Annotated in this window: 23 protein-coding genes; 5 read left to right on the top strand and 18 right to left on the bottom strand. The window is 43.7% G+C overall.

Going from position 1 to position 21,940, the window contains the following annotated elements; genetic code table 11:
* Positions 1-61 precede the first annotated feature (61 nt).
* Both xseA and B2248_RS03835 read left to right on the top strand, forming a co-directional pair.
* Complete coding sequence (gene xseA, locus B2248_RS03840; RefSeq protein WP_273178722.1) at positions 62-1,570, top strand: exodeoxyribonuclease VII large subunit; 1,509 nt, start codon at positions 62-64, stop codon at positions 1,568-1,570.
* Entirely contained in the window at positions 1,560-2,396 is an 837-nt protein-coding gene (locus B2248_RS03835; protein ID WP_273178724.1) for a peptidoglycan DD-metalloendopeptidase family protein, read from the top strand. The genes xseA and B2248_RS03835 overlap by 11 nt, the downstream gene beginning before the upstream one ends.
* Position 2,397: 1 nt before the next feature.
* Here the strand turns inward: B2248_RS03835 and B2248_RS03830 are convergent, their stop codons facing one another.
* From B2248_RS03830 to B2248_RS03785, 10 genes are all read right to left on the bottom strand, one after another.
* Entirely contained in the window at positions 2,398-5,088 is a 2,691-nt protein-coding gene (locus B2248_RS03830; protein ID WP_273178725.1) for an ABC transporter substrate-binding protein, read from the bottom strand.
* A 63-nt stretch (positions 5,089-5,151) separates the two neighbouring features.
* Entirely contained in the window at positions 5,152-5,877 is a 726-nt protein-coding gene (lptB, locus tag B2248_RS03825) for an LPS export ABC transporter ATP-binding protein (RefSeq protein ID WP_007146912.1), read from the bottom strand.
* A complete protein-coding gene (lptA, locus tag B2248_RS03820; protein WP_273178727.1) occupies positions 5,877-6,743 on the bottom strand; it encodes a lipopolysaccharide transport periplasmic protein LptA in 867 nt (288 codons plus the stop codon). The genes lptB and lptA overlap by 1 nt, the downstream gene beginning before the upstream one ends.
* A complete protein-coding gene (gene lptC, locus B2248_RS03815; protein ID WP_040576635.1) occupies positions 6,727-7,299 on the bottom strand; it encodes an LPS export ABC transporter periplasmic protein LptC in 573 nt (190 codons plus the stop codon). The genes lptA and lptC overlap by 17 nt, the downstream gene beginning before the upstream one ends.
* Entirely contained in the window at positions 7,283-7,804 is a 522-nt protein-coding gene (gene kdsC / locus B2248_RS03810; protein ID WP_273178729.1) for a 3-deoxy-manno-octulosonate-8-phosphatase KdsC, read from the bottom strand. Before kdsC ends, lptC begins: the two co-directional genes overlap by 17 nt.
* Positions 7,805-7,813: 9 nt before the next feature.
* The gene (locus B2248_RS03805) at positions 7,814-8,788 is read right to left on the bottom strand and encodes a KpsF/GutQ family sugar-phosphate isomerase (protein ID WP_007146908.1); all 975 of its coding nucleotides are present in this window, start codon (positions 8,786-8,788) and stop codon (positions 7,814-7,816) included.
* A 2-nt stretch (positions 8,789-8,790) separates the two neighbouring features.
* Complete coding sequence (locus B2248_RS03800) at positions 8,791-9,777, bottom strand: calcium/sodium antiporter (protein ID WP_007146907.1); 987 nt, start codon at positions 9,775-9,777, stop codon at positions 8,791-8,793.
* A 97-nt stretch (positions 9,778-9,874) separates the two neighbouring features.
* Positions 9,875-10,600: an MlaA family lipoprotein gene (locus B2248_RS03795; RefSeq protein ID WP_007146906.1), complete on the bottom strand. Its 726-nt coding sequence runs from the start codon at positions 10,598-10,600 to the stop codon at positions 9,875-9,877.
* 136 nt (positions 10,601-10,736) lie between these two features.
* A complete protein-coding gene (locus B2248_RS03790; protein WP_273178732.1) occupies positions 10,737-11,789 on the bottom strand; it encodes a glycosyltransferase family 4 protein in 1,053 nt (350 codons plus the stop codon).
* A complete protein-coding gene (locus B2248_RS03785; RefSeq protein WP_007146904.1) occupies positions 11,789-12,583 on the bottom strand; it encodes a UDP-2,3-diacylglucosamine diphosphatase in 795 nt (264 codons plus the stop codon). Before B2248_RS03785 ends, B2248_RS03790 begins: the two co-directional genes overlap by 1 nt.
* Before the next feature lie 142 nt (positions 12,584-12,725).
* On the opposite strand from B2248_RS03785, the gene prlC reads away from it, so the two are divergent.
* Positions 12,726-14,765, top strand: a complete 2,040-nt coding sequence (prlC, locus tag B2248_RS03780) for an oligopeptidase A (protein ID WP_007146903.1) — start codon at positions 12,726-12,728, stop codon at positions 14,763-14,765.
* A gap of 50 nt (positions 14,766-14,815) precedes the next feature.
* Here prlC and B2248_RS03775 read toward each other — a convergent pair whose 3' ends face one another.
* The 4 genes from B2248_RS03775 to B2248_RS03760 form a co-directional block, all read right to left on the bottom strand.
* The gene (locus tag B2248_RS03775) at positions 14,816-15,232 is read right to left on the bottom strand and encodes a hypothetical protein (RefSeq protein WP_007146902.1); all 417 of its coding nucleotides are present in this window, start codon (positions 15,230-15,232) and stop codon (positions 14,816-14,818) included.
* Between the two features lie 220 nt (positions 15,233-15,452).
* Positions 15,453-15,890 (bottom strand): helix-turn-helix domain-containing protein, encoded by a 438-nt coding sequence (locus B2248_RS03770; RefSeq protein WP_273178735.1) that lies wholly within the window; start codon positions 15,888-15,890, stop codon positions 15,453-15,455.
* A gap of 174 nt (positions 15,891-16,064) precedes the next feature.
* A complete protein-coding gene (locus B2248_RS03765) occupies positions 16,065-16,331 on the bottom strand; it encodes a DksA/TraR family C4-type zinc finger protein (protein WP_007146900.1) in 267 nt (88 codons plus the stop codon).
* Positions 16,332-16,404: 73 nt separating this feature from the next.
* Entirely contained in the window at positions 16,405-17,568 is a 1,164-nt protein-coding gene (locus tag B2248_RS03760) for a sterol desaturase family protein (protein WP_273178737.1), read from the bottom strand.
* Between the two features lie 214 nt (positions 17,569-17,782).
* On the opposite strand from B2248_RS03760, the gene ubiD reads away from it, so the two are divergent.
* Positions 17,783-19,255 (top strand): 4-hydroxy-3-polyprenylbenzoate decarboxylase, encoded by a 1,473-nt coding sequence (gene ubiD / locus B2248_RS03755; protein ID WP_273178738.1) that lies wholly within the window; start codon positions 17,783-17,785, stop codon positions 19,253-19,255.
* A 2-nt stretch (positions 19,256-19,257) separates the two neighbouring features.
* On the opposite strand, the gene B2248_RS03750 is transcribed toward ubiD, so the two are convergent.
* From B2248_RS03750 to moaD, 3 genes are read right to left on the bottom strand one after another with little or no spacing between them, the layout of a single operon-like run.
* Positions 19,258-19,653 carry an MAPEG family protein gene (locus B2248_RS03750; RefSeq protein WP_273178740.1) on the bottom strand — a complete coding sequence of 132 codons (396 nt, stop codon included), beginning with the start codon at positions 19,651-19,653 and terminating at the stop codon, positions 19,258-19,260.
* Between the two features lie 18 nt (positions 19,654-19,671).
* Positions 19,672-20,109, bottom strand: a complete 438-nt coding sequence (locus B2248_RS03745; RefSeq protein ID WP_273178742.1) for a molybdenum cofactor biosynthesis protein MoaE — start codon at positions 20,107-20,109, stop codon at positions 19,672-19,674.
* Position 20,110: 1 nt separating this feature from the next.
* Positions 20,111-20,338 carry a molybdopterin converting factor subunit 1 gene (gene moaD / locus B2248_RS03740; RefSeq protein WP_007146894.1) on the bottom strand — a complete coding sequence of 76 codons (228 nt, stop codon included), beginning with the start codon at positions 20,336-20,338 and terminating at the stop codon, positions 20,111-20,113.
* A 47-nt stretch (positions 20,339-20,385) separates the two neighbouring features.
* Between moaD and moaC the strand changes: the two genes are divergently transcribed.
* Positions 20,386-20,862: a cyclic pyranopterin monophosphate synthase MoaC gene (gene moaC / locus B2248_RS03735; RefSeq protein ID WP_273178744.1), complete on the top strand. Its 477-nt coding sequence runs from the start codon at positions 20,386-20,388 to the stop codon at positions 20,860-20,862.
* On the opposite strand, the gene B2248_RS03730 is transcribed toward moaC, so the two are convergent.
* A complete protein-coding gene (locus B2248_RS03730) occupies positions 20,859-21,929 on the bottom strand; it encodes a substrate-binding domain-containing protein (RefSeq protein WP_273178745.1) in 1,071 nt (356 codons plus the stop codon). The genes moaC and B2248_RS03730 overlap by 4 nt on opposite strands.
* Between the last annotated feature and the right edge of the window lie 11 nt (positions 21,930-21,940).

Genomic DNA, 21,940 nt, shown 5'->3' with positions numbered 1-21,940 from the left:
GGCACGTTCCTGAAATTACCTGTAATATGATCGTGCAATTATATCAGGAATATCTAGTGTTATGGCAGTACAATCTACATCTAATCAAACAAGCGCATTAGCAAATCGCGCAGTGAAAGATGTGTACCCGGTTTCACGTTTAGTCAGAGAAGCCCGTGTGCTGCTGGAAGGCTCATTTCCATTGATTTGGGTTGAAGGCGAGATATCAAATTTGGCCATGCCCGCCTCAGGACACATTTACTTCACTTTAAAAGACGAAGCCGCGCAAGTTCGTTGTGCCATGTTTCGTAATCGTAATAATCAACTGCGCTTCACGCCTGAAAATGGCATGCAGGTTTTGTTGCGGGTGCGGGTTAGCTTATACGAGGGGCGTGGTGAGTTTCAGCTCATTGTTGAGCATATGGAAGAGGCGGGAAGTGGTGCATTACAGCGAGCATATGAGGCTCTGAAGCACCGACTTGGTCAAGAAGGTCTGTTTGATCAGACGCACAAAAAAACATTACCAATATTACCTAAATCCATAGGCATTATTTCATCGCCAGACGGTGCTGCTGTGCATGATATTGTCAGTGTGCTGAAACGCCGTTTTCCAGCCGTTGATGTGGTGTTATATCCCGTCGCAGTTCAAGGCGAAAATGCAGCAGGACAATTAGTGGCCGCCGTTAAACTCGCGGACCAGCGACGTGATTGTGATGTCATCATTATTGGTAGGGGTGGTGGCTCGCTGGAAGATCTATGGAGCTTTAATGATGAGCAGTTAGCAAGGGCCATTTTTGCTTGTGAGTTGCCCATTATTTCTGCTGTTGGACATGAGATTGATTTTACGATTTGTGATTTTGTCGCAGATGTCAGGGCGCCAACACCATCAGCTGCTGCAGAGTTAGCCGTGCCGGATGCGCAACAATATGTGTTGAGTTTTCAGCGCTATCAGCAGCAATTAACGCATATTATTCGTCATCGTCTTACCTCTGAACAACGTCATTTACAACATTTGCACAGAGCATTGCCCAGACCAGATTTGATATTACGTCAACAAACGCAATGGCTAACGCAACAAAAACGTATGTTGGACTCTGCCTGGCATCACCAATTGCTGAATTACCAGCAAAAGCTGGATTATTTATCCGTCAGATTAAAACATCCCAAAGCGCAGATTGATAAACAGCGATCTGCACTCAACAGTCTGTCTCACCGTTTACAGACTGCCTTCAGAACACAACAAAAAAGCGTCTACCAACAATTTCAGTCTTTGCAATTCAGATTGCAGAGACAAGTGCCATTGCCACAGATAGATGAACAACAGAAGTTGGTGCAAACGTTGGCGAAACAGAATCAACGATTGATCCTGCAACAACTTCAGCAAGCAAAACAGTTTCTGGCACAGCAGATGCGAACATTGGCCGCTGTTAGTCCATTAAATACCTTGGATCGTGGATATAGCATTACGAGCAAGCGCGATTCCGGCGAAGTCATTACAACGGCGGCAGCTGTCAGCCCCGGTGATGAGGTGTTAATACGTTTACACCAAGGAATGTTGAGTTGTGAGGTGAAGAAAGTTGATGAAAAGTAGAGCATGGTTATTTTCAGTTTTATTATTAATCTGCTCGGACGTTTTGGCTAAATTACCCGAACAATCTGCCGTGCCGGGCGGAGTAATGATTTTATCTGTAGGGAATAGCCACCAAACAAAGCCCGATGTGTATTTTGAAGATAAGCCGGTCATGGTCGTGAAAGCGGATGGACTTTGGCAAGCCGTAATTGGCATTCCATTATCGGCCAAAGCAGGTACTTTACGAATTGTAGTCAAGCGTGGCGAAGAGAAAAGTACTCAGTTATTTTCGATTAAGGATAAACAGTATCCGACGCAATACATTACGGTGAAGGATGAGCGCAAAGTAAATCCGAATCCTTTAGATATGAAGCGGATTAACCAGGAATCCAGCCGTATTCAAGAGGCGTTAACTGCCTGGACTGAGATCAATAATGAACCTGTCAACTTTGTCTGGCCAATAAAAGGCCGGGTAAGTGGCTTATTTGGTCGTCGCCGAGTCTTTAATGGCGAACCCAGAAATCCGCACAGTGGAATGGATATCGCTGCTAAAACCGGAACACCAATTCATGCGCCTGCTGCAGGAATTGTCAGAGGAACAGGCAATTACTTTTTTAATGGTAATACGGTATTTATTGATCACGGCCAAGGCTTGATCACGATGTTTTGTCACTTGAGCCGTATTGATGTGCAAGATGGTGAGACAGTTAAACAGGGCGATATTATCGGTGCCGTAGGTGCCACTGGCCGGGTAACAGGGCCTCACTTGCATCTTGGTGTTAGCCTCAATAACGAACGTGTTGAGCCACGCTTATTTTTCCCACCGGAGTCTGAATTAAAAAATTAACTCAGAGATAGGGGCGAACTAGTTGGGTTAATTGAGCAAAGTCGATCGGTTTGGTGACATAGGCTGTAAACAAGCCTTTTGCAGAGTCTTTATTTTCCTGCATTGCCGCCGCCGTCAGGGCTATAACAGCAATATCTTTAAATTGATCTGAATTTTTGAGTATTCTTGTCGCCTCGATACCTGACATACCGGGTAAATTAATATCCATCAATATGAGATCAGGCCGTTGTTGATGGATAAATTCGAGTCCATCTTCGGCAGATACACAATTATGAAACGTGACGTGTGGGTAGCGTGAGAAGAAGACTTCTATCAAGCGAATATTGGCTGGATTGTCTTCAATGTAAAGCACATGCCGTGGTTCAGTATTCAGTTGTGTATCGTTACGTCTTGCTGAAATCTGCTTGTTAAGCGCCTCCAAAGCCGGACGTTGTTCCGATTGCCAAGCCGGCTGTTGTGTTGATAAAGGAAGCTCAATCCAGAAGCTACTGCCTTGACCTTCTGTACTGGCAAAATCAATTTTACCTCCCATTGCTTCGATCAGACGTTTACTGATGCTGAGTCCGACGCCACTGCCTTCAATATTGGCGTATTCCTGGCCCAGGCGTTCAAATGCAGTAAAAACATGGGCTTGTTTACTGATTGGAATGCCATGACCCGTATCGGTAATCGTCATTTTCAAACAACCATTTTGTGGAACCAATCGCGTAGTGATAATAACCTGACCACCCGCTTTATTGTATTTGATGGCATTAGTGACTAAGTTAATAAAGACTTGTTTTAATTTGGTCAGATCGGCAACCACAACGGTGTCATTCTGTTCTGGCAAAGTGATCTCTACATCATATTTTTTTGCCATCGTTTCCAACATAGGTAAACACGCATCAAAAATATGTTTGATTGGAATATGCTCAGTGGATAATTGAATATTCCCAGACTCGATTTTAGAGAGTTCGAGTACGTCATTAATCAGGTTTAACAGATGTTCACCGCTTTCAATGATTTGTTTGATTTGATGGCGTTGTTGTTCTGAAGGTGGCGGATCATTATCTGTCAGAAGCAGTTGCGAAAAACCTAAAATACCGTTTAAAGGGGTTCTGAGTTCATGACTCATGGCGGATAAAAATTCAGATTTAGCTTTATTGGCACGTTCTGCTTCTAATTTAGCTTGGACCAATGCCTTTTGTTCTGCTTTTTGTCTGGAAATATCCCGGGCAATACCGGTAAAAAAATGTTTTTCATCCCATTTGAAATGGCTGATGGTTAATTCAATCGGAAAAATAGTGCCACTTTTATGAAGGGCTTCTAATTCTATCGGTTTGCCAATAATCCGGCTTTCATCTGTGGATAAAAACCGTGACATTCCTAATTTATGCATATCTCGATAACTGGCAGGCATTAATGCCGTTATGTTCTGGCCGATAATTTCATCGGCTTCGTAACCATAGAGCTGTACCGATGCTTTATTGAAGCTGACAATAATGCCATTACCATCGATAGTAATGACACTATCAATAGTATTGTCGAGTAATGTCTGCAGTTTGAGACTTTCCTGTTTCGCGGTCGCTTCTAAAGCAGAACGGTTCTCCAACTCTTGTTTTATTGATTCAGTTTTGGTTTGGATCTCTTCTGTTAATACCCGGTTATGGTGGCGTTTGAACAAATAGAAAATAATGATGACAAGACTAAGACTGCCAAGGATCATCACCAGCCATTTAAACATCAGAACTTCATTGTCAGGTTCTGTGTAGATAAACTCATCCAGATCTCGTTGTTTCTTGTTAATTCCCAAGCTCTCGTAAACGTCAGCAATTTGTTTCCAGCGACTGACCGTGATATGACCAAACTCGACCGTTGGAAAAAGACTAAGCTTTAATAATTGTTCTGCTTCATAGTGAACATGAGCAGGTGTTTTATGTTGAGGATTATATTTCTCCAGAACCAAATCGATGATTTCATCAGTGTGTTCGGCGGTGTATGTCCACCCTTGATAGGTCGCGTTTCGAAACGCATCTACCAAATCTGGGTTGTCATCAATATATTGTTCAGTTGTAAAGAGGATGTCACTGTAGAAATTAATGCCATAATCCCTTGGTGAAATAACCCTGTAGGGTTCATTCTGTTCTTGCATGTAAAAGGGTTCATTGGAAATATAGGCTGTGACACCATCGATGCGACCACTGATCAGATCATTGAGGTAGTTTTTACTGGGGGGAACAAAATTTATCTTAGACGTATCAACATGCTGCTTCAGAAAAATAGCTGTTAAATCATCAGCTTCAGATTGCCGGTTGATGGTTCTGCCGATAAAATCTGCTGCAGAATAAATACCAGAGTCAGCTTTAACTAACCATACATATGGACTACTCTGAAAGGTGGCTCCCAATGCGACAAAGGGACGGCCTTTCATATATTCCATGACTATTCCGGTGCCGGATATGCCAAAGTCGACATTTCCATTTTCCACTTCATCGTAGGGATGGTTATAACCGCTAAGTATCTCTACATCCAACCCTGCCTGACGGTAAAAGCCTTTCTCTTTCGCAGCATAGATTCCTGCGAACTGAAACTGATGTTCCCAGTGAAGTTTTATCGTGACATGCTTAAGATCGTTATTTTTTGTATTTTCTTCAGTGTATGCTGCACCACTGTAAAAAAATACAAAAATAATGAAAAGCCATTTTAAATTCATAGACATAGCCAAAGTAGATCTGTTTCTATGGTAACTGAACAGATTACTCTTCCGCTAGTAATGTCACATCCTGAAATCACGGCCCAGATAGACACTTAACACATTTTTATCTTTAAGAATGTCTTCAGGCGTTCCACGGGCAATTACTTCACCTTCGTTAAAGATATAAGCTCGTTGACAAACTTTGAGCGTTTCACGGACGTTATGATCAGTGATTAATATACCAATCCCTCGTGCTGCCAATTCTTGAATGATGCCTTGAATATCCAGAACTGAAATCGGGTCCACGCCAGCAAAAGGTTCGTCTAATAAAATGAATTGAGGATCCATCGCGAGTGCACGGGCAATCTCTACACGTCTTCGTTCACCCCCTGATAAAGCCATGCCTTTTGAGTGACGGATATGTTCAATATGGAAGTCTTTTAGTAACTGTTCGAGTAGTTGTTGTTTGGAGAGATCATTCAGTTCAGTGCGGGTCTCAATGATGCCATAAAGGTTATCTTCCACACTGAGCTTACGAAAAACCGAGGCTTCCTGAGGCAAATAACCAATGCCCAGTTTAGCCCGGTCATGGATGGCATAATGGGTAAGTTCTTGTTGATCGAGATAAATATAACCGTGATCAACGGGCACTAAGCCAACAATCATATAAAAGCTGGTTGTTTTACCGGCGCCATTAGGGCCCAACAAACCTACAATTTCACCACTATTAACGTCCAGTGATATATCTTTAACGACTTGCCTATCGCCATATTGCTTAGCAAGCTGATGGGCTGAAAGGATACTCATTAGTTGTCAATCGCTTCTAGATAATAATCATTCACCCAACCAATCACGGTCTCTCCATTGAGCGTACCTCTGACTTGCGCCCAGCCTTGTTGGCGGCTTAAAACGATCACACGAAGATTTTGGTCGAGAGTGCCCAGACGTTGATAACCTGTTCCTGGACCTGTGCGGACATTCAAACGGCTGGTGGTAATAACTTCAGGGTATTCCTTAACTGACAATGGTGCTTCAGCAGCAGGTTTGGGTGTTGTCGGTGTGGCTTCTTCAGCTTGAACGGGTGCTTTTTCAGCAGGCGCGGCTACTTCAGGCGTGTCAACAGGTTTAGGCTTAGGCGTGGTTGGCTTAGCTTTTTTCTGCTGCGTCATGGGTTGGATGATCATGTGGATACGACCTGAATCATGCGTTTCGCCACCCACATTCACAGGTGCAGAGTTAGCACTAACAACATTTTTAGCGATGTCATACTCTATACGATTACCGATGAATTCATCACCATTTTGCCAGACGTGACCTTCACCAATCAGATAAATTTTTTGCTTATCTGCATAATATTCCATACGAATCGCTTTCGCTTTGACAGGTGATTCGCCTGGCTTGTGAACTTGTTGATAGGTGGCCAGTTTCCCTACTGCGACAGCCTTGGTCAGCTGTTTATTTTCATTGTAGTAAAACGTGATGATATCACCAGTGATTTTTAATGTACCCTGCGTGAGGATAGCATCCCCTTTGTATTGGGTTACACCTTCCTGATCATCCATCTGAGCATGGTCGGCTTCGATATTAATCGGCTTTTCACGGTCACTCGGCAACGCCCAACTGATTGCTGGTAACATCAAACATACCGTTAATAACTTAGTTAGCAGGTGCATCATATTGTCCTTTCACCCTGGAATGCAGGTTAATGGTTTCATCATTCATATCTGCATGTAAACCTACTGAGTCAGTATCGCCATTTGGGGTTTTGATGGTGACAGCATGGTCGGTATATGCAGTATTGTATTGTGTGTCTAAAGTTAACTTATCGGTCAGCATTTTAAATGCCGGATCATTCTCATTAGTGATAATAACATTTCCTGTTAACAGGATAGTTTTGTTATCACCCTGGGTGTGACCATGATCTGAGGTGATGACCCACGAGTCTTTACCCGGTTTTAAGAATTCTGCAATGGGATCAATGATTTCAGTACTGTCATCGGCTGGGTAATGAGCCATTTCTTTACCTTTGATAACCCTGGCCGGCGTGCCATTGATATCCATGATCGTCATTGTAAAATCAGTCATTGCGTAATCACTGCTGCGATGAATATCGTTCTTTTCAGCTTCAACAGGTTCGTTTTCGCCTGACAATAGGAGCCAGATGCTCAGGATAGCTACCAGAGGCAATAAGATGCGTAGATAACGAGGTAGATTAAAAATGGCGTTCAATTTGGTCTTGCAGGTTTCCCTGTCCTTCCATTATCAACTCACACACTTCACGAGCAGCACCGTGCCCCCCTTTTGAGGTGGTAATAAAGTGAGCATGTTTTTTTACAATCGGGTCAGCATCTTGAACCGCTATGGCGAGTCCAACACGACTCATGATAGATAAGTCTACCCAATCATCGCCAACATAGGCACATTGTTCCGGCGATAATTTAAGTTCTTTTATCAGTTGCTGGAAAACCGGCAGTTTTACTCGTTGGCCCTGGTAAACGTATTTTATACCTAAACTTTGCATTCGATGTTCAACTGTACGGGAGGTGCGGCCAGTAATAATGGCAATTTCAACACCAGTATATTGCAACAGTTTCATCCCATGTCCGTCGCGTGAATGGAAGGCTTTGTATTCTTCACCATTATCACCAATGATGATTTGACCATTGGTTAACACACCGTCCACATCGAATACGACGAGTTTTACCTTTTTTGCTTTTTCTAAAATATCTTGCATGAGTTTCTCTTAAACGACGCCTGCCCGAAGCAGATCGTGCATATTAATCGCACCACATAATTGCTGTTGTTTATCCACTATCAGTAAGGCATTAATTTTAAACCGCTGCATTAATTCTAATGCTTCGGCGGCCAGCATCTCAGCCGTCCCCGTTTTACACTGCCTCGTCATATAGTCTGACAATTTTTCTGTATGAATGTTTATTTCCTGAGATAACACCCGGCGTAAGTCGCCATCAGTGAATACGCCCAGAATGTGTTGTTTTTCATCGACCACTGCCGTCATGCCCAGACCTTTGTTGGTCATTTCAATCAATGCTTCACTGATGAGAGCATGTTCATTGATTTCGGGGATAGCATCTCCAGTATGCATAATGTCAGAAACGCGAAGTAATAAACGACGTCCTAACAAGCCGCCCGGGTGAGAGCGGGCAAAATCTTCAGCTGTAAAACCACGGGTTTCGAGTAAAGCTACTGCCAGGGCATCTCCCATTACCAAAGCTGCTGTGGTGCTTGAGGTTGGGGCAAGACCTAGTGGACAGGCTTCTCGCGCAACACTCACATCTATATGCGCTGTCGCACAGGTCGCTAAAGTCGATTCAGGTCTGCCTGTCATGGCGATAAATGGAATGCCCAGGCGTTTAATCAATGGCAGGATGGTCAGAATTTCACTGGTTTCACCAGAGTTGGATAGAGCAAGGACGACGTCTTTATCGGTAATCATCCCCAAATCACCATGGCTGGCTTCGCCGGGATGAACAAAAAACGCGGGAGTGCCGGTGCTAGCAAGCGTCGCAGCTAATTTACTGCCAATATGACCTGATTTGCCCATACCAATGACGACTACGCGTCCCTGGCAGTTGAGCATAAACTCACAGGCACGCATGAAGTCTTCATTGATACGTTCATGTAATGCCTGAATAGCCTCAATTTCCGTATCAATAACAGCTTTGGCAAGTGTGCTGAGTTTTTCTTTATCGATCACGTTTAACTTAATCCTGGTGTGTTTTGATAAACAAGCAAGCCATTGTATGTGACATAAACGACTAACATCAGTACACCGGCAACACGGCCAATTCGCCCATTCTGGCTGAAACGGGCGAAGCAGTATAGGCCGACGGATAATCCAATCATGAAAGGAATATCTCTGTAAAGTAACATAGGATCAATGTGGGAAGGCGCAATCAATCCAGGCATGGCCAATACCGCGAGAATATTAAATATATTAGAACCCAGAATGTTACCGACGGCGATGTCATGTTCATTTTTCAATGCCGACACAACAGATGCGGCCAGCTCAGGTAAGCTGGTACCAATAGCGACCACTGTCAGACCAATGATTAAGTCACTGACGCCAAGCAGGTGAGCAATACCTGTTGCACCCCATACTAGGGATTTAGATCCGATTAACAACGCGATAAGGCCAATCACAAAATAAAATGTCGCCTGTTTCCCGGTCATTTTAGTGGTGCCGTATTCTGCTTCAAACTCTGCTTCCAACGGATCCTGCTTATTACTCCCTTTGATAGCTAACCAAGCCATTCCGGCCAAGGTAATAATAAATCCGCTGAATAGGATAATGCCGTCCATCCTATTCAATTCACCATCGAGTAATAATACTAATGACAATGCCATCACGAACAATAAGACGGGAAATTCACGTTTTAAAGTGTCAGAATGCACGGTCAAAGGGGCAATAAGTAAGGTGATAGCCAGTACCAGACCAATATTGGTAATGTTAGAGCCAATGGCATTACCAATACCCAAAGCCGGAGCACCGTCGATAGCAGCCAGTGCTGAAACCAACATTTCTGGGGCGGATGTGCCAAAACCAACAATGGTAAGACCAACGATTAGCGGTGATACACCAAAATTGGTGGCGATGTTTGCGGCTCCATCAACAAATCGATCTGCTCCCCAAATCAAAATCACGAATCCAGCGATAATGGCTGATATAAACAGAATAGTTGTCATGAGCTTCCATGTGGATTAAATGTTAATTTTAGATATGAAAAAGCCGGGATATACCCGGCTAATCATTATAAGGACTCGCTTGCTACTTGTCGTTAGATCATTCGTCAAACAAATCAAAATCATCATCACTAGTTGGAGGATGACCGTCATGGACAAGATATTCTCGATGCTGAAGATAGGCATCTCTTACATAGCTGTATTCATCTGAAGCTGCTGCTTCATCAAGTACTTTTTCAGCTTTTAATAAATTGGCACGGTTATCAACTATGCGAACACCACGGAATGCATTACGAGCACCAGGACCCTCAACATAGGTCACAGGATCAGTGTAGTAATCACCTACCAGGCCAAATGAGTCACGTACCGTTCTTGGTCCGAAAAATGGCAGCACGATATAAGCACCTGGTTCTACTCCCCAAGCTCCTAACGTTTGACCAAAATCTTCATTATTTTTGTAGTTACCACTGAGGCTAGCCACATCAAAAATACCGGCGACACCAACCGTTGTATTCAATACAAAACGGCCAGTATCGTTCGCCGCTTGTTTAAATTTGAACTGTAATAAATCGTTGATAATCACAGTGATGTCGTTGAGGTTACTAAAAAAGTTGCTCACGCCTTGGCTAAGTGGGGCAGGCATTACCGTGTCGTATCCCTTAGCTACAGGTTTCAGGATGGCTTTATCCACTGTGTCGTTAAACTTGTACATTGCACGGTTATATCCCTCAAGAGGGTCTTTGGGATTGTTGCTTGTGGCACAGCCAGTGAGCAGCAATACTGTTGCCAAAAAACCGAGTTTGAAAACTGAGCTCAGGGTAGACATCGAATTATGATCCTTTAAATTTTATTCTTATCGACCCGAGAAATAATCGCACGCGGACTTATAGCAATGCAAGTCATCTGTTGCGTTTATGACATGGTAATGTGAACTGAGTTGCAAAAAAACAACAGGACGGATTTTAAAGACACCAAAATGAGTGATTTGTGATATCGGTATCTTCCAGTTTACTGCTCTGCTGATTATTGAACATGAAGTCTGAAAATACTCTTGTACAGGCCATCCAGCTATGATTTTTTGCATACTCAATACAATCGTCAGCAGACAGTCTTAAGGCTTTTTTCGCAGCTGTTGTGAGATCGTCATCAAGAAATCCGGTCACCCCCTGTTGTACGATGTCAGCCGGTCCTGTGACAGGGTAGGCTGCGATGGGAACTCCGCAGGCCATCGCTTCCAGTAATACCAGACCGAAAGTATCTGTCTTACTTGGGAAAACAAAGACATCTGCTGCAGCGACATAAGAGGCGAGCTCTCTGCCAAATTTAGCTCCAGTAAAGGTAACGTCAGGATATTTTTGCTGCAGGTGTTCGAGATCCGGGCCATCACCCACCACCACCTTATTACCGTCAATGTCTAACTGCAGAAAGGCTTCAATATTTTTCTCAATAGCCACGCGTCCCATATTCATAAATACAGGACCGGTTAAACCAAGCTGTTTTGGATTATCAGGTGTGAATATATCTGTGTCCACACCTCGTCCCCATACTTCAACATTCTTGAAACCATGAGAAATCAGACGTTGCTTTTGAGAGGCTGTTGGAACCAGTGTATGGACGGCTTTGCCATGAAAACGTCGAAACCAGGCATAACTCCAGCTCAATGGAATGGGAAGGCGCAAACGGACATATTCAGGGAACTGCGTATGATAAGAGGTGGTAAATTGCACATCGTTTTTAATACACCATCTTCTTGCTGCCATCCCTAAAGGACCTTCAGTAGCAATATGGACGGCATTAGCCTGATAGGCATCGAGTAATTTACTAACCTTTCTGCCTGGAAATAACGATAATGGAATGCTCGGATAAGTCGGGCAGGGGACAGTCTTAAACTGTTCAGGGGTAATTAGATGAACATCGTGACCCAGCTCGATTAAATGTTTACGGGTCTGCTTCAGGGTGCGTACCACCCCATTTACCTGGGGTTCCCAGGCATCGGTGATGATGACGATTTTCATTAGGCTGCCTGAGCGATGGCTTGTGGTTGTTCGATGATGTCGGCCCAGTACAAAATTTCCATTTTGCCATTAGGGTGCTCAACTAAAGCTGTACAGCTTTCTACCCAGTCACCACAGTTGAAGTAATCAACATTATTAATACGGGTGATTTCTGCGCGATGAATATGACCACAAACAACACCATCAACTCCTTGTTTGGCTGCTTCATGGGCCACCGCTTCTTCAAAATTACTGATGTACTGCACCGCATTTTTCACTTTATGTTTTAAGAATGCTGCCAGTGACCAATAAGAGAAACCCATTTTACGGCGAACATAATTAACAAGCCGGTTCGCTCTCAGCAGATAGTCATAGAGTCGTCCGCCTAATTTTGCCAGTAAGGGAGAAATTTTGACCACACTGTCGAATTGATCACCATGCAGAATCAGCAGTTTTTTACCATCCGCCGTGGTGTGAATCATTTCATTTTGAATTTCGATATTACCGAATACCGCGCCATTGAAGTCACGCAATAACTCATCATGATTGCCAGGTACGTAGATGACTTTGGTGTTATGTTTTGCTTTACCTAATAAGGTACGAACAACGTTGTTATGTGCCTGAGGCCAAAACATACGTTTTTTCATTTCCCAGACGTCAACAATATCTCCTACCAGGTATAAATAATCGCATTCGACCTTATGCAAAAAATCCAGTAAAAAGTCTGCGCTGCAACCACGAAATCCCAGATGGATATCAGAAATCCAGACGCTGCGAACTTTTAACTTCTCTTTATGACTCACTTGTGTTTGCATAATGTGTCGTTTCCTTAGTATTTTGAGGGCACACTATCGAATAAATATTGCAGCATGATGAATGTTATGTTGCAGAATGATGACGATAACTTATTGAATTAATTGTCGTATCATTAAACAACAGCCAAAATTGAGACGCCCAATGAGCAATCCATTATTAGAAAATTATGTATTACCGCCTTTCTCTGAGATTAAACCTGAGCATGTTGAGCCTGCGGTGACGCAAGCCATCAGTCAGGCTCGGCAAGCAGTAGATAAACTACTCACTCAAGTCAGTCATCCGACATGGGAAACCCTTGTCGAGCCGATGGAAGATATCGATGTATCAATTGATCGTGTCTGGTCGCCGGTGAGTCACATGAATTCAGTGGTGAATTCTGATGAGTTAAGAAAAGCCTACAATGCGTGTTTGCCTATGCTGAGTGAGTTCGGTACCGAGCTGGGTCAGAATGAAGACCTGTATCGCGCATATAAACAATTGGCTGAGAGTGAGGCTTATCAGTCACTCGATACGGCTCAGAAAAAAGTCATTGATAATGCGGTCAGGGATTTCCGTTTATCCGGGGTTGAGCTAAATCAGGCCGATCGCGATGAATATAAAAATATCACGCAAAAACTGACCGAATTGAGTGCTAAGTTTGAAGAAAATCTGATGGATGCGACACACGGTTGGAAAAAGCATGTTACGGATAAAGAATTGTTATCTGGATTACCCGAATCCACCATTGCCATGGCAGAGCAATTCGCCAAACGTGATAATGTTGATGGCTGGGTGTTCACACTGGATTTCCCGTCTTATATGCCGGTCATGTCTTATGCGGATAATCGTGAATTCCGCGAAGAAATGTACACCGCATTTGCGACCAAAGCCTCTGACCAGGGACCCAATGCCGGACAGTGGGACAATACGCAGGTCATGGCGGATATTCTCAAACTTCGTCATCGTTTAGCTAACTTACTTGGCTTTGCTAACCATGCTGAGCGATCACTGGCAACAAAAATGGCACAAAGTCCGGAACAAGTCATGGACTTTCTGACTGATCTGGCCGAGCGTAGTAAACCGATTGCGGTTAAAGAATTTGAAGAACTGAAAGTCTTCGCAAAAGAAACAGCAGGCATGGATGAATTACAAGCCTGGGATGTCACTTACTTTGCTGAGAAATTACGCCAGCAGCGCTACAGCATTTCTCAAGAAGAGTTAAAGCCATACTTTCCCGAAGATAAAGTCGTCAGTGGGTTATTTGCTGTCGTCAACCGCCTATATGGTTTGGTTATCAGTGAACGTACCGATATTGATACCTGGCATAAAGATGTCCGCTTCTTTGAAATTCGCGAATCAAACGGCAACTTACGTGGTCAGTTTTATCTGGATTTATATGCTCGCCAGCACAAACGTGGTGGCGCTTGGATGGATGAATGTCTGGTGCGTCGGAAAACGGCCAAGGGGCTGCAAACGCCAGTGGCTTTCCTGACCTGTAATTTCTCTGAGCCTGTCGGTGATAAACCAGCCTTATTTACCCATGATGAAGTTACCACCTTATTCCATGAATTTGGTCATGGTCTGCATCATATGCTGACAAAAATTGATTATGCGGGTGTGTCAGGAATTAATGGTGTGGCTTGGGATGCGGTCGAGTTACCTAGTCAGTTTATGGAAAACTGGTGTTGGGAAAGAGAAGCCTTAGATCTCATTTCTGGTCATTATGAAACCGGTGAAAAACTGCCTGAAGAACTGTATGAAAAAATGATTGCGGCGCGTAATTTCCAGTCAGCGATGATGATGGTGCGTCAGCTCGAATTCTCTATTTTTGATTTCCGTTTGCATCTGGAATTTGATCCAGAAGGTGGAAATCAAGTGGATAAAATTCTGGCCGAGGTACGCGATCAGGTTGCCGTGGTACAGCCACCAAAATTTAATCGCTTTGCTCATAGCTTTGGTCATATCTTTGCTGGTGGTTATGCCGCTGGTTATTACAGCTATAAGTGGGCAGAAGTATTATCAGCCGATGCATTTTCTAAATTTGAAGAAAAAGGCATTTTTGATCGCGAAACGGGGCTGGAATTTTTGAATAATATTCTGGAGCAGGGCGGTTCAAAAGAACCGATGGAATTATTCATTGCATTCCGTGGCCGCGAACCTGAAATAGATGCCCTATTAAGACATTCTGGTATTGCTGCATAAATAAAAAAAAGGGCCGAAAGGCCCTTTTTTATTCTATCGCGTTATTTTTATTAAGAGTTTGCACAAATCTGCACAGTTTGTTGTGCTGACTGGATAATGGTCATCACTTCATCTTTAGAAATTTTGCCAGCATCAATATCTTTTTTAAGTTCTTCATTCAGGGCTTGTGTGGCTTGTGCGACATCACCGCCTTTCGCAACAGGCATAATCGCTTTTTCGCGATATTTTTCAGGGAAGATGCCTAAGCCTTCCAGCTGACATCCTGCCATTTTCTGCACATAAGCATCGGCTTCTCTTTTAATTGCCGCTGCACTCAGATCGGGTCTGTCCATACCGAGCTTTTTGATCACCATGGGACGGAGTTGCTCACTGTAGTGTTTTTTGTAGGCTTCTTCATGCTCTGCATCTACAGCAAACGCCTGTTGTGCAAGAAAAAGCAGAGGGATTAAAGCAAGGTATTTTTTCATTATCTATTCTCTCTTAAATATAGGTCATTTTCAGCTAGAGACTGATCAGGCTGAACAATAAATCGCTCACAGTCAATTTATATTTGCATGCTCAAGCTCAAGTGATATCAATAATGAAAACCAAATACTATGATCGTCAGCGTCTTTGAAAAACAGACGTCGAAGATTTCGCCCAACTGAGTTTGTTTCTCCGTAGTAATTACGGTACTGAAAAATGCGACTATTTTTTAGTTTTCTTTTTATCTTTGGCTTTTTTCTTGTCTTTTTTAGCGGACTTATCTTTTTTAGATTTTTTATCTTTATTTTTGGTTTTGTCGGCTTTTGATTTTTTCTTATCTTTGCTTTTGACTTTTTTAGGTTTTTCTTCAGTTAAGGCATCTGCTGTTTGAGCACCTTGGGCTGGATTTTCATTTGAGCTGGAAGGGAAGGCATCCATACCGAGTTGACGAAACCGGGCAGCCCAATAACGTACCTGACCGATAGTCAGTCCAGTTTGTGTTGCTGCCTGCATTTGACTGGCACCGCTATGGAGAGCAAGTAAAACATTGGCTCGAGCACTATAGTCATTGGTGGAAGCAGCTATCGTTTTACAGCGTTTAACCTGGGCTGGGGTGAGTAATTTTTTGCGGGGACTGCTTACCTGTTCTGTGCTTGTCATTGTCAACTCCATAAAGTGACCGAAAAAGAACTAAATAGCGGCTATATCAAAATATTACGATTATGAATGAAGCGTATGACATTTTTGTGACAAATGAAATGGTGAGAAAAACTTAATTGTTTACTGGCATTAAAAAAGGGCTATTCGCCCTTTTTTATTTGAGTACATTTCTACTCAGCGTAGTTGACTGTCTTTACTGCCTCGCCGGTTAAACATACTAGCGGCTTTATTTTCGTTATCTATTTCCTGTTGGCATTTCACGCACAGGTAAACGCCAGGAATGGCCTTACGACGACCTTCAGGTATTTCAGCATCGCATTCTTCACAATGCGTCAGACTTTCGCCTTGTGGTAAACGTGAGCGCGCTTGTTGAATCGCGTCATCAACACTGGCATCTATTTGATCTTGTACTGCCCCATCTCGGGACCATCCTCCAGCCATAACAACCTCCAACTGACTGATTTAATTATTTTTCATTATAGGCCTAAGTTATCTTAGACCCAATAGTCATTATTCAAGAGACTTTTTTGCCTAGCCGTTGTTTCCAGCGATAGATCGGGTACCAAGTCTGTCCGAGAATATGTCGTGGTAGCCGAACTGTTGTGCCGTATTCGGCAGGCCAGTAATTTCCTGGGAGATGATAGGTACCGAATAAGCGATCAAACAACACTGTGTGAGCTGAGTAGTTGGTATCAATAGCCGGTTTCTCTGAGCTGTGATGCCAATGATGGAATTGTGGTGTGACAAAAATATACTTGAGGGGGCCAAAAGGAATATCCACATTACAGTGAATCAGAATGGCCTGAAGAGCAGCAAAGGTGACATATATATTTAATGCCGACTCATCCGCACCCAGTAAATAGAGTGGGATCATTACCATGGCGCGTTCGGAAAATACCTGCACAAAATGACCACGGGATCCTGCTAACCAGTCCAGATGTTCAACAGAGTGATGAACCGCATGAATAGGCCAGAGGCTTTTAACTTCATGATAGGCCCGATGTTCCCAATACAATACAAAGTCTGCTGCCAGGACAATTAATATGACTTGCAACCAAACGGGCATAGCTTGAACGGCAGACTGCACCGATGGACTCACGGCCCAATCAAAATGGCTGGCATGATAGTTGGCAAAAATCAAAATCGCGGAGATAGCCAGATGGTTAAAGCAGAAATAAAACATATCGATTCCCCACTCAGGGCGGGTGATAACTTGATCTCGATATTTAGGAAACAGCTTTTCCATTGTCATGAAAATAGCAACGGAACCCAAAAAGGCCAGGATTAACCAATCGATGCCCAAAGATAATTCTTTTGGCTCTACATTACCGATAGGGATGCTGTAACCACCTAAAGCAAAGCCGATTAACGTTAAAGTGATAGCGCCTAAACCATACGCTTTGTATTTGCCCTTGTTTAAGACAAAGGTCAATACAGCAAAAAATAATGAGAAATACATAGCGTATTTCAAAACTCGTTGTAACTGCTCAGCATCATAAATCTCGCGCAGAGCGGCGGTTGTTAAATAAGCTGGATATAGATAGGCCAGTACGGCCAAAAGGCTTAATACACTGAGTGTAAACGATAAATAACAGCTAATTCGACCTTCGCCAAAACGGAATTCTTTCGCTGGATTTTTTTCAATCTGCTTCGATTGATATTGGTAATGTTCTGTCATGATTTGAGCTGAGATTATTAAACTTGGCAGACATGATGTCGGTATTTGTGAACTTCTTCAATATGCTTAGCGAAGACTCTAATATGCGTTGAGTAGCAAAAAGGCGTGTTTTAGATAGATACTTTGTATTATGGCTTTAGCCGATCTTTTTTATCCAGTAAGATTCTGACGTAAGCTCATCAGAGCTTAAATCTGTAGTTAACTGAGTATCTGAATGAAATACACCGATTTACGTGACTTTATCAATGGCCTGGAACAGCAGGGTGAATTAAAACGGATTAAAACCGAAGTCGATCCGTCACTGGAAATGACGGAAATTGCTGATCGCGTATTACGAGCGGGTGGTCCGGCATTGCTGTTTGAAAATCCAAAAGGATCTCATGTCCCTGCGTTACTGAATCTGTTTGGTACACCCAAACGAGTGGCGATGGGGATGGGGGAAGACTCTGTCGAGGCTTTACGTGAAATCGGTAAGTTACTCGCTTTTCTGAAAGAACCTGAACCACCCAAGGGAATGAAAGATGCGTGGGAGAAACTCCCCATCTTTAAAAAAGTGCTGACCATGTCACCCAAGCTAGTCAAAAAGGCAGCGTGTCAGGAGTTGGTGCTTCAAGGCGATGATATTGATTTGGCAAAGTATCCAATCCAACTATGTTGGCCGGAAGATGCCGCGCCTTTAATTACCTGGGGGCTGGTGGTGACCAAAGGCCCACACAAGGAACGGCAGAACTTGGGCATTTATCGCCAACAAGTCATCGGCAAAAATCGAGTGATTATGCGCTGGTTATCACATCGTGGTGGTGCACTGGATTTTAAAGAATGGCAACAGACCCATCCGGGAGAGCCGTTTCCTATTAGCGTGGTTTTGGGTTGCGATCCTGCCACCATTTTAGGTGCTGTCACACCTGTGCCTGATACTTTGTCCGAATATGCTTTTGCAGGGTTACTGCGTGGCAGTAAAACCGAATTAGTCAAATGTATGGGTAATGATTTACAAGTACCGGCTAATGCGGAAATTGTACTGGAAGGCTTTATTTATCCCGATGATATGGCACCAGAAGGGCCGTATGGCGATCATACGGGTTATTACAATGAAGTGGATAGCTTTCCTGTCTTTACTATCGAACGAATAACACAACGCCAGAATCCGATTTACCACAGTACCTATACCGGTCGCCCACCAGATGAACCGGCTATTCTTGGTGTTGCCCTGAATGAAGTGTTTGTGCCGATATTACAAAAACAATTTCCAGAAATTGTTGATTTCTATCTACCACCAGAAGGCTGTTCTTACCGAATGGCGGTGGTGAGTATGAAAAAACAGTATCCCGGCCATGCCAAACGCGTGATGATGGGCGTATGGTCTTTCCTGCGTCAGTTTATGTACACCAAGTTTGTGATTGTGGTGGATGATGATGTCAATGTAAGAGACTGGAAAGATGTGATTTGGGCGATCACCACGCGGATGGATCCTGCCCGGGATACCACGCTGGTAGAAAATACACCCATCGATTATTTAGACTTTGCTTCGCCGGTCTCAGGACTGGGTTCTAAAATGGGTATGGATGCCACCAATAAACTGCCGGGTGAAACCGATAGAGAATGGGGACGGCCGATCGTGCGAGATGCTGAAGTGGTCAAACGCATTGATGCTATATGGGATGAGCTCGGTTTAAGTGGCGATTAAAGTCAATTGATCGGCATCAAATAGGCTAAAGCAAAATAGACGATATTTAATATCGATAAGGCAATAATCAGATAAAGCGTGATTTTCATGCCAAGAACACGCTTTTTTATATCCTGGTTTTTGATGCCAATAGCATGAATGATCCGACCGGTTAGCAAAGTGATGCCAGCAAGGTGAATGATCCAGTTATACACCACAATATTTTCCAGTAGAAACATCAAAATTAAGGTGATCGGAATATATTCGGTGGCATTTCCCTGCGCACGGATAGCGGCTTGTAATTCATCATTACCACCGTCACCCAAGCCGATTTTATGCTTGCGACGGACGGCGATAACGCCCAGTGATAATTTGACAATCAGTAAGGCGCAGAGGCTGGCATACAATGCTGTAATCATAATGACTTTCCTTGTTTGTTAGTGACCACCAGTGTTCCCTGTGACCCAATGTCCACCTTCATTCGTAAACTCTTTTTTCCAGAACGGTGCTTTGTACTTCAGCTCTTCAATTAACCAGTCACAAGCATCCAGCGCGGCACGACGATGCGCTGACCAGCAAGCAATGACGACAATGGCATCTCCGGGGTGGACTTCCCCGACACGATGAACTATCAGACAATCGAGTAATGGCCATTTTTGCCTTGCCATATCTTCTAACTTTTCCAGGTAGCGGGCGGTCATCGCTGGGTAATGTTCAAGCACCATCTTTTTTATATCAGTACGATCACTAAAGTCTCGCATAGAACCGATAAAGCTGGCCGTCGCGCCATACTGACCTGCTAAGTTCTGCGCTGACTGTTGCTCAGCAATGATTTGCCACGGCTCAATAAGATGGTCACTTACCCAACTGGCCATATTAACCTCCGGTTACCGGTGGGAAAAAGGCGACTTCATCGCCGTCTTGTACTGGTGTGTTGAGTTTTGCGTAGTCTAAATTGATAGCGACAAGCAGATTATCCGGCACAGGCTTATTTTGGGTGGCCTGATTCCATGCATCTAGAGCGGTACTGGCAGTAGTCAGTTCCATATCGGCTTGACCGAGTTTTTCTCGAAGACTGGCAAAAAATTTGACTTGAATACTCATCTGGTTGATCGTTTCAGCTAATTTAAAGTTAGAGGATAACATTTGCGATGACGGATTTGACCCATTTTAATCAAGCAGGTGAAGCACATATGGTTGATGTCGGCGGTAAAGCCACGACAGACCGTATTGCCATTGCTGAGGGCACCATCGTTATGTTACCTGAGACATTTAATTTAGTAGAACAGGGCGGACATAAAAAGGGCGATGTATTAGGGATTGCCCGGATTGCCGGCATTATGGCGGCGAAAAAAACAGCGGATTTAGTGCCATTATGTCATCCACTGGCGTTGACCAAGGTGTCAGTCGATTTTGTCTTAGACAGTGAAACAGATTCCATACACTGCCGGGCAACAGTGGGAACCAGTGGTCAAACTGGCGTAGAAATGGAAGCGCTTACCGCTGTTCAGGTGACGCTTTTGACCATTTACGATATGTGTAAAGCGGTTGATAAAGGTATGACGATGACTAATATTCGTTTGTTGGAAAAAGCGGGTGGGAAAAGCGGACATTGGCAGCGTAATTAAGCGAAGATTTCGTCAAAGCTCACAAGCTGACCAGAACGTGTTGTGTCATAGCCTTTAAAATCTTTCACTTTCCGATGGAAAGACTGGCTTTTCAATAAACTGATAATGGCCTGTACTCTTGGGTCATCCACTAATAGCTGCGGTACTGCCAAGCAGTAGTGTTCCCATACCAAGGGGATAAATTCCAGATTGAATTTATCGGCAATGGGAGCGATACCAAAGCCAATATCGGCAGCACCACTAGCCACCATGGCTGCCACAGCCATGTGTGTGAACTCTTCATGTGAATAGCCTTTAATATGGTCACTGGAAATAGCATTCGCTACAAGAAGTTGATCAAATAACGTGCGGGTGGCCGACCCCGTTTGCCGGTTGATAAAAGTGACTCCATCCTGAGTCAGCGAGCTGAGATCGTTGATGTGTTTCGGGTTGTCCCTGGTAACCATCAGACCTTGATTACGACGAACCACATAGATCAATTGATGTTGTTTTTCATCAAGCAGTTTTAAATAGTCGCTCATTAAGTGACGTCTTAACTCGCCAATCGGAAGATGGAAGCCTGCAATATGACAATCACCAGCTTTTAATGCTTTCAGACTTTCCTGACTGCCGTGAAAATGTAAATCCAATAAAAAGTCAGATTGCTGATCGAGTAATTCTTTTAGTGCACCAACGGCCAGACCATGACTGGTAAAAATTTTAAATGTATCGCGGGGGCTATGATCCAATATGGCTTCAAATTCACGTTTCAATTCGGTGGAAAAGTTATCCAATTCCGGAGAAAATGAGGCGCTGAGATGCCGGTTCGCATGCATTAGCTTTTCTCCGACCACAGCCAATCTGGCGCCACGACCTCGTTCGAGAATGACCAAGGGCTGCCCCAGCAGGGCTTCCCATTTATTCAATAAGCCCCAGGCGAAGCGATAGGAAATGCCTAACCTGTCAGTCGCTTGTTTTAATGATCCTTCCTGCTGAATGGCTTCCAGCATCTGAAACAGAATGTCATCAATGTGGTGCGGTTTTCCGTGTTGTGTCAATTGCCAATGAAAATCAATTTTAATTTCCATGATTTATCTCG

The sequence above is a fragment of the Methylophaga sp. UBA2012 genome (genome assembly GCF_002335235.1).
In the GTDB taxonomy this organism is placed as follows: domain Bacteria; phylum Pseudomonadota; class Gammaproteobacteria; order Nitrosococcales; family Methylophagaceae; genus Methylophaga; species Methylophaga thalassica.
This window is presented reverse-complemented; position numbering and strand designations above follow the sequence as displayed.

Excerpts from the sequence above, each read along its gene's own strand:
- xseA (WP_273178722.1), top strand. The coding sequence starts at position 62 with ATGGCAGTACAATCTACATCTAATCAAACAAGCGCATTAGCAAATCGC.
- B2248_RS03835 (WP_273178724.1), top strand. The coding sequence starts at position 1,560 with ATGAAAAGTAGAGCATGGTTATTTTCAGTTTTATTATTAATCTGCTCG.
- B2248_RS03830 (WP_273178725.1), bottom strand. The coding sequence starts at position 5,088 with ATGAATTTAAAATGGCTTTTCATTATTTTTGTATTTTTTTACAGTGGT.
- lptB (WP_007146912.1), bottom strand. The coding sequence starts at position 5,877 with ATGAGTATCCTTTCAGCCCATCAGCTTGCTAAGCAATATGGCGATAGG.
- lptA (WP_273178727.1), bottom strand. The coding sequence starts at position 6,743 with ATGCACCTGCTAACTAAGTTATTAACGGTATGTTTGATGTTACCAGCA.
- kdsC (WP_273178729.1), bottom strand. The coding sequence starts at position 7,804 with ATGCAAGATATTTTAGAAAAAGCAAAAAAGGTAAAACTCGTCGTATTC.
- B2248_RS03800 (WP_007146907.1), bottom strand. The coding sequence starts at position 9,777 with ATGACAACTATTCTGTTTATATCAGCCATTATCGCTGGATTCGTGATT.
- B2248_RS03795 (WP_007146906.1), bottom strand. The coding sequence starts at position 10,600 with ATGTCTACCCTGAGCTCAGTTTTCAAACTCGGTTTTTTGGCAACAGTA.
- B2248_RS03790 (WP_273178732.1), bottom strand. The coding sequence starts at position 11,789 with ATGAAAATCGTCATCATCACCGATGCCTGGGAACCCCAGGTAAATGGG.
- B2248_RS03785 (WP_007146904.1), bottom strand. The coding sequence starts at position 12,583 with ATGCAAACACAAGTGAGTCATAAAGAGAAGTTAAAAGTTCGCAGCGTC.
- prlC (WP_007146903.1), top strand. The coding sequence starts at position 12,726 with ATGAGCAATCCATTATTAGAAAATTATGTATTACCGCCTTTCTCTGAG.
- B2248_RS03775 (WP_007146902.1), bottom strand. The coding sequence starts at position 15,232 with ATGAAAAAATACCTTGCTTTAATCCCTCTGCTTTTTCTTGCACAACAG.
- B2248_RS03770 (WP_273178735.1), bottom strand. The coding sequence starts at position 15,890 with ATGACAAGCACAGAACAGGTAAGCAGTCCCCGCAAAAAATTACTCACC.
- B2248_RS03765 (WP_007146900.1), bottom strand. The coding sequence starts at position 16,331 with ATGGCTGGAGGATGGTCCCGAGATGGGGCAGTACAAGATCAAATAGAT.
- B2248_RS03760 (WP_273178737.1), bottom strand. The coding sequence starts at position 17,568 with ATGACAGAACATTACCAATATCAATCGAAGCAGATTGAAAAAAATCCA.
- ubiD (WP_273178738.1), top strand. The coding sequence starts at position 17,783 with ATGAAATACACCGATTTACGTGACTTTATCAATGGCCTGGAACAGCAG.
- B2248_RS03750 (WP_273178740.1), bottom strand. The coding sequence starts at position 19,653 with ATGATTACAGCATTGTATGCCAGCCTCTGCGCCTTACTGATTGTCAAA.
- B2248_RS03745 (WP_273178742.1), bottom strand. The coding sequence starts at position 20,109 with ATGGCCAGTTGGGTAAGTGACCATCTTATTGAGCCGTGGCAAATCATT.
- moaD (WP_007146894.1), bottom strand. The coding sequence starts at position 20,338 with ATGAGTATTCAAGTCAAATTTTTTGCCAGTCTTCGAGAAAAACTCGGT.
- moaC (WP_273178744.1), top strand. The coding sequence starts at position 20,386 with ATGACGGATTTGACCCATTTTAATCAAGCAGGTGAAGCACATATGGTT.
- B2248_RS03730 (WP_273178745.1), bottom strand. The coding sequence starts at position 21,929 with ATGGAAATTAAAATTGATTTTCATTGGCAATTGACACAACACGGAAAA.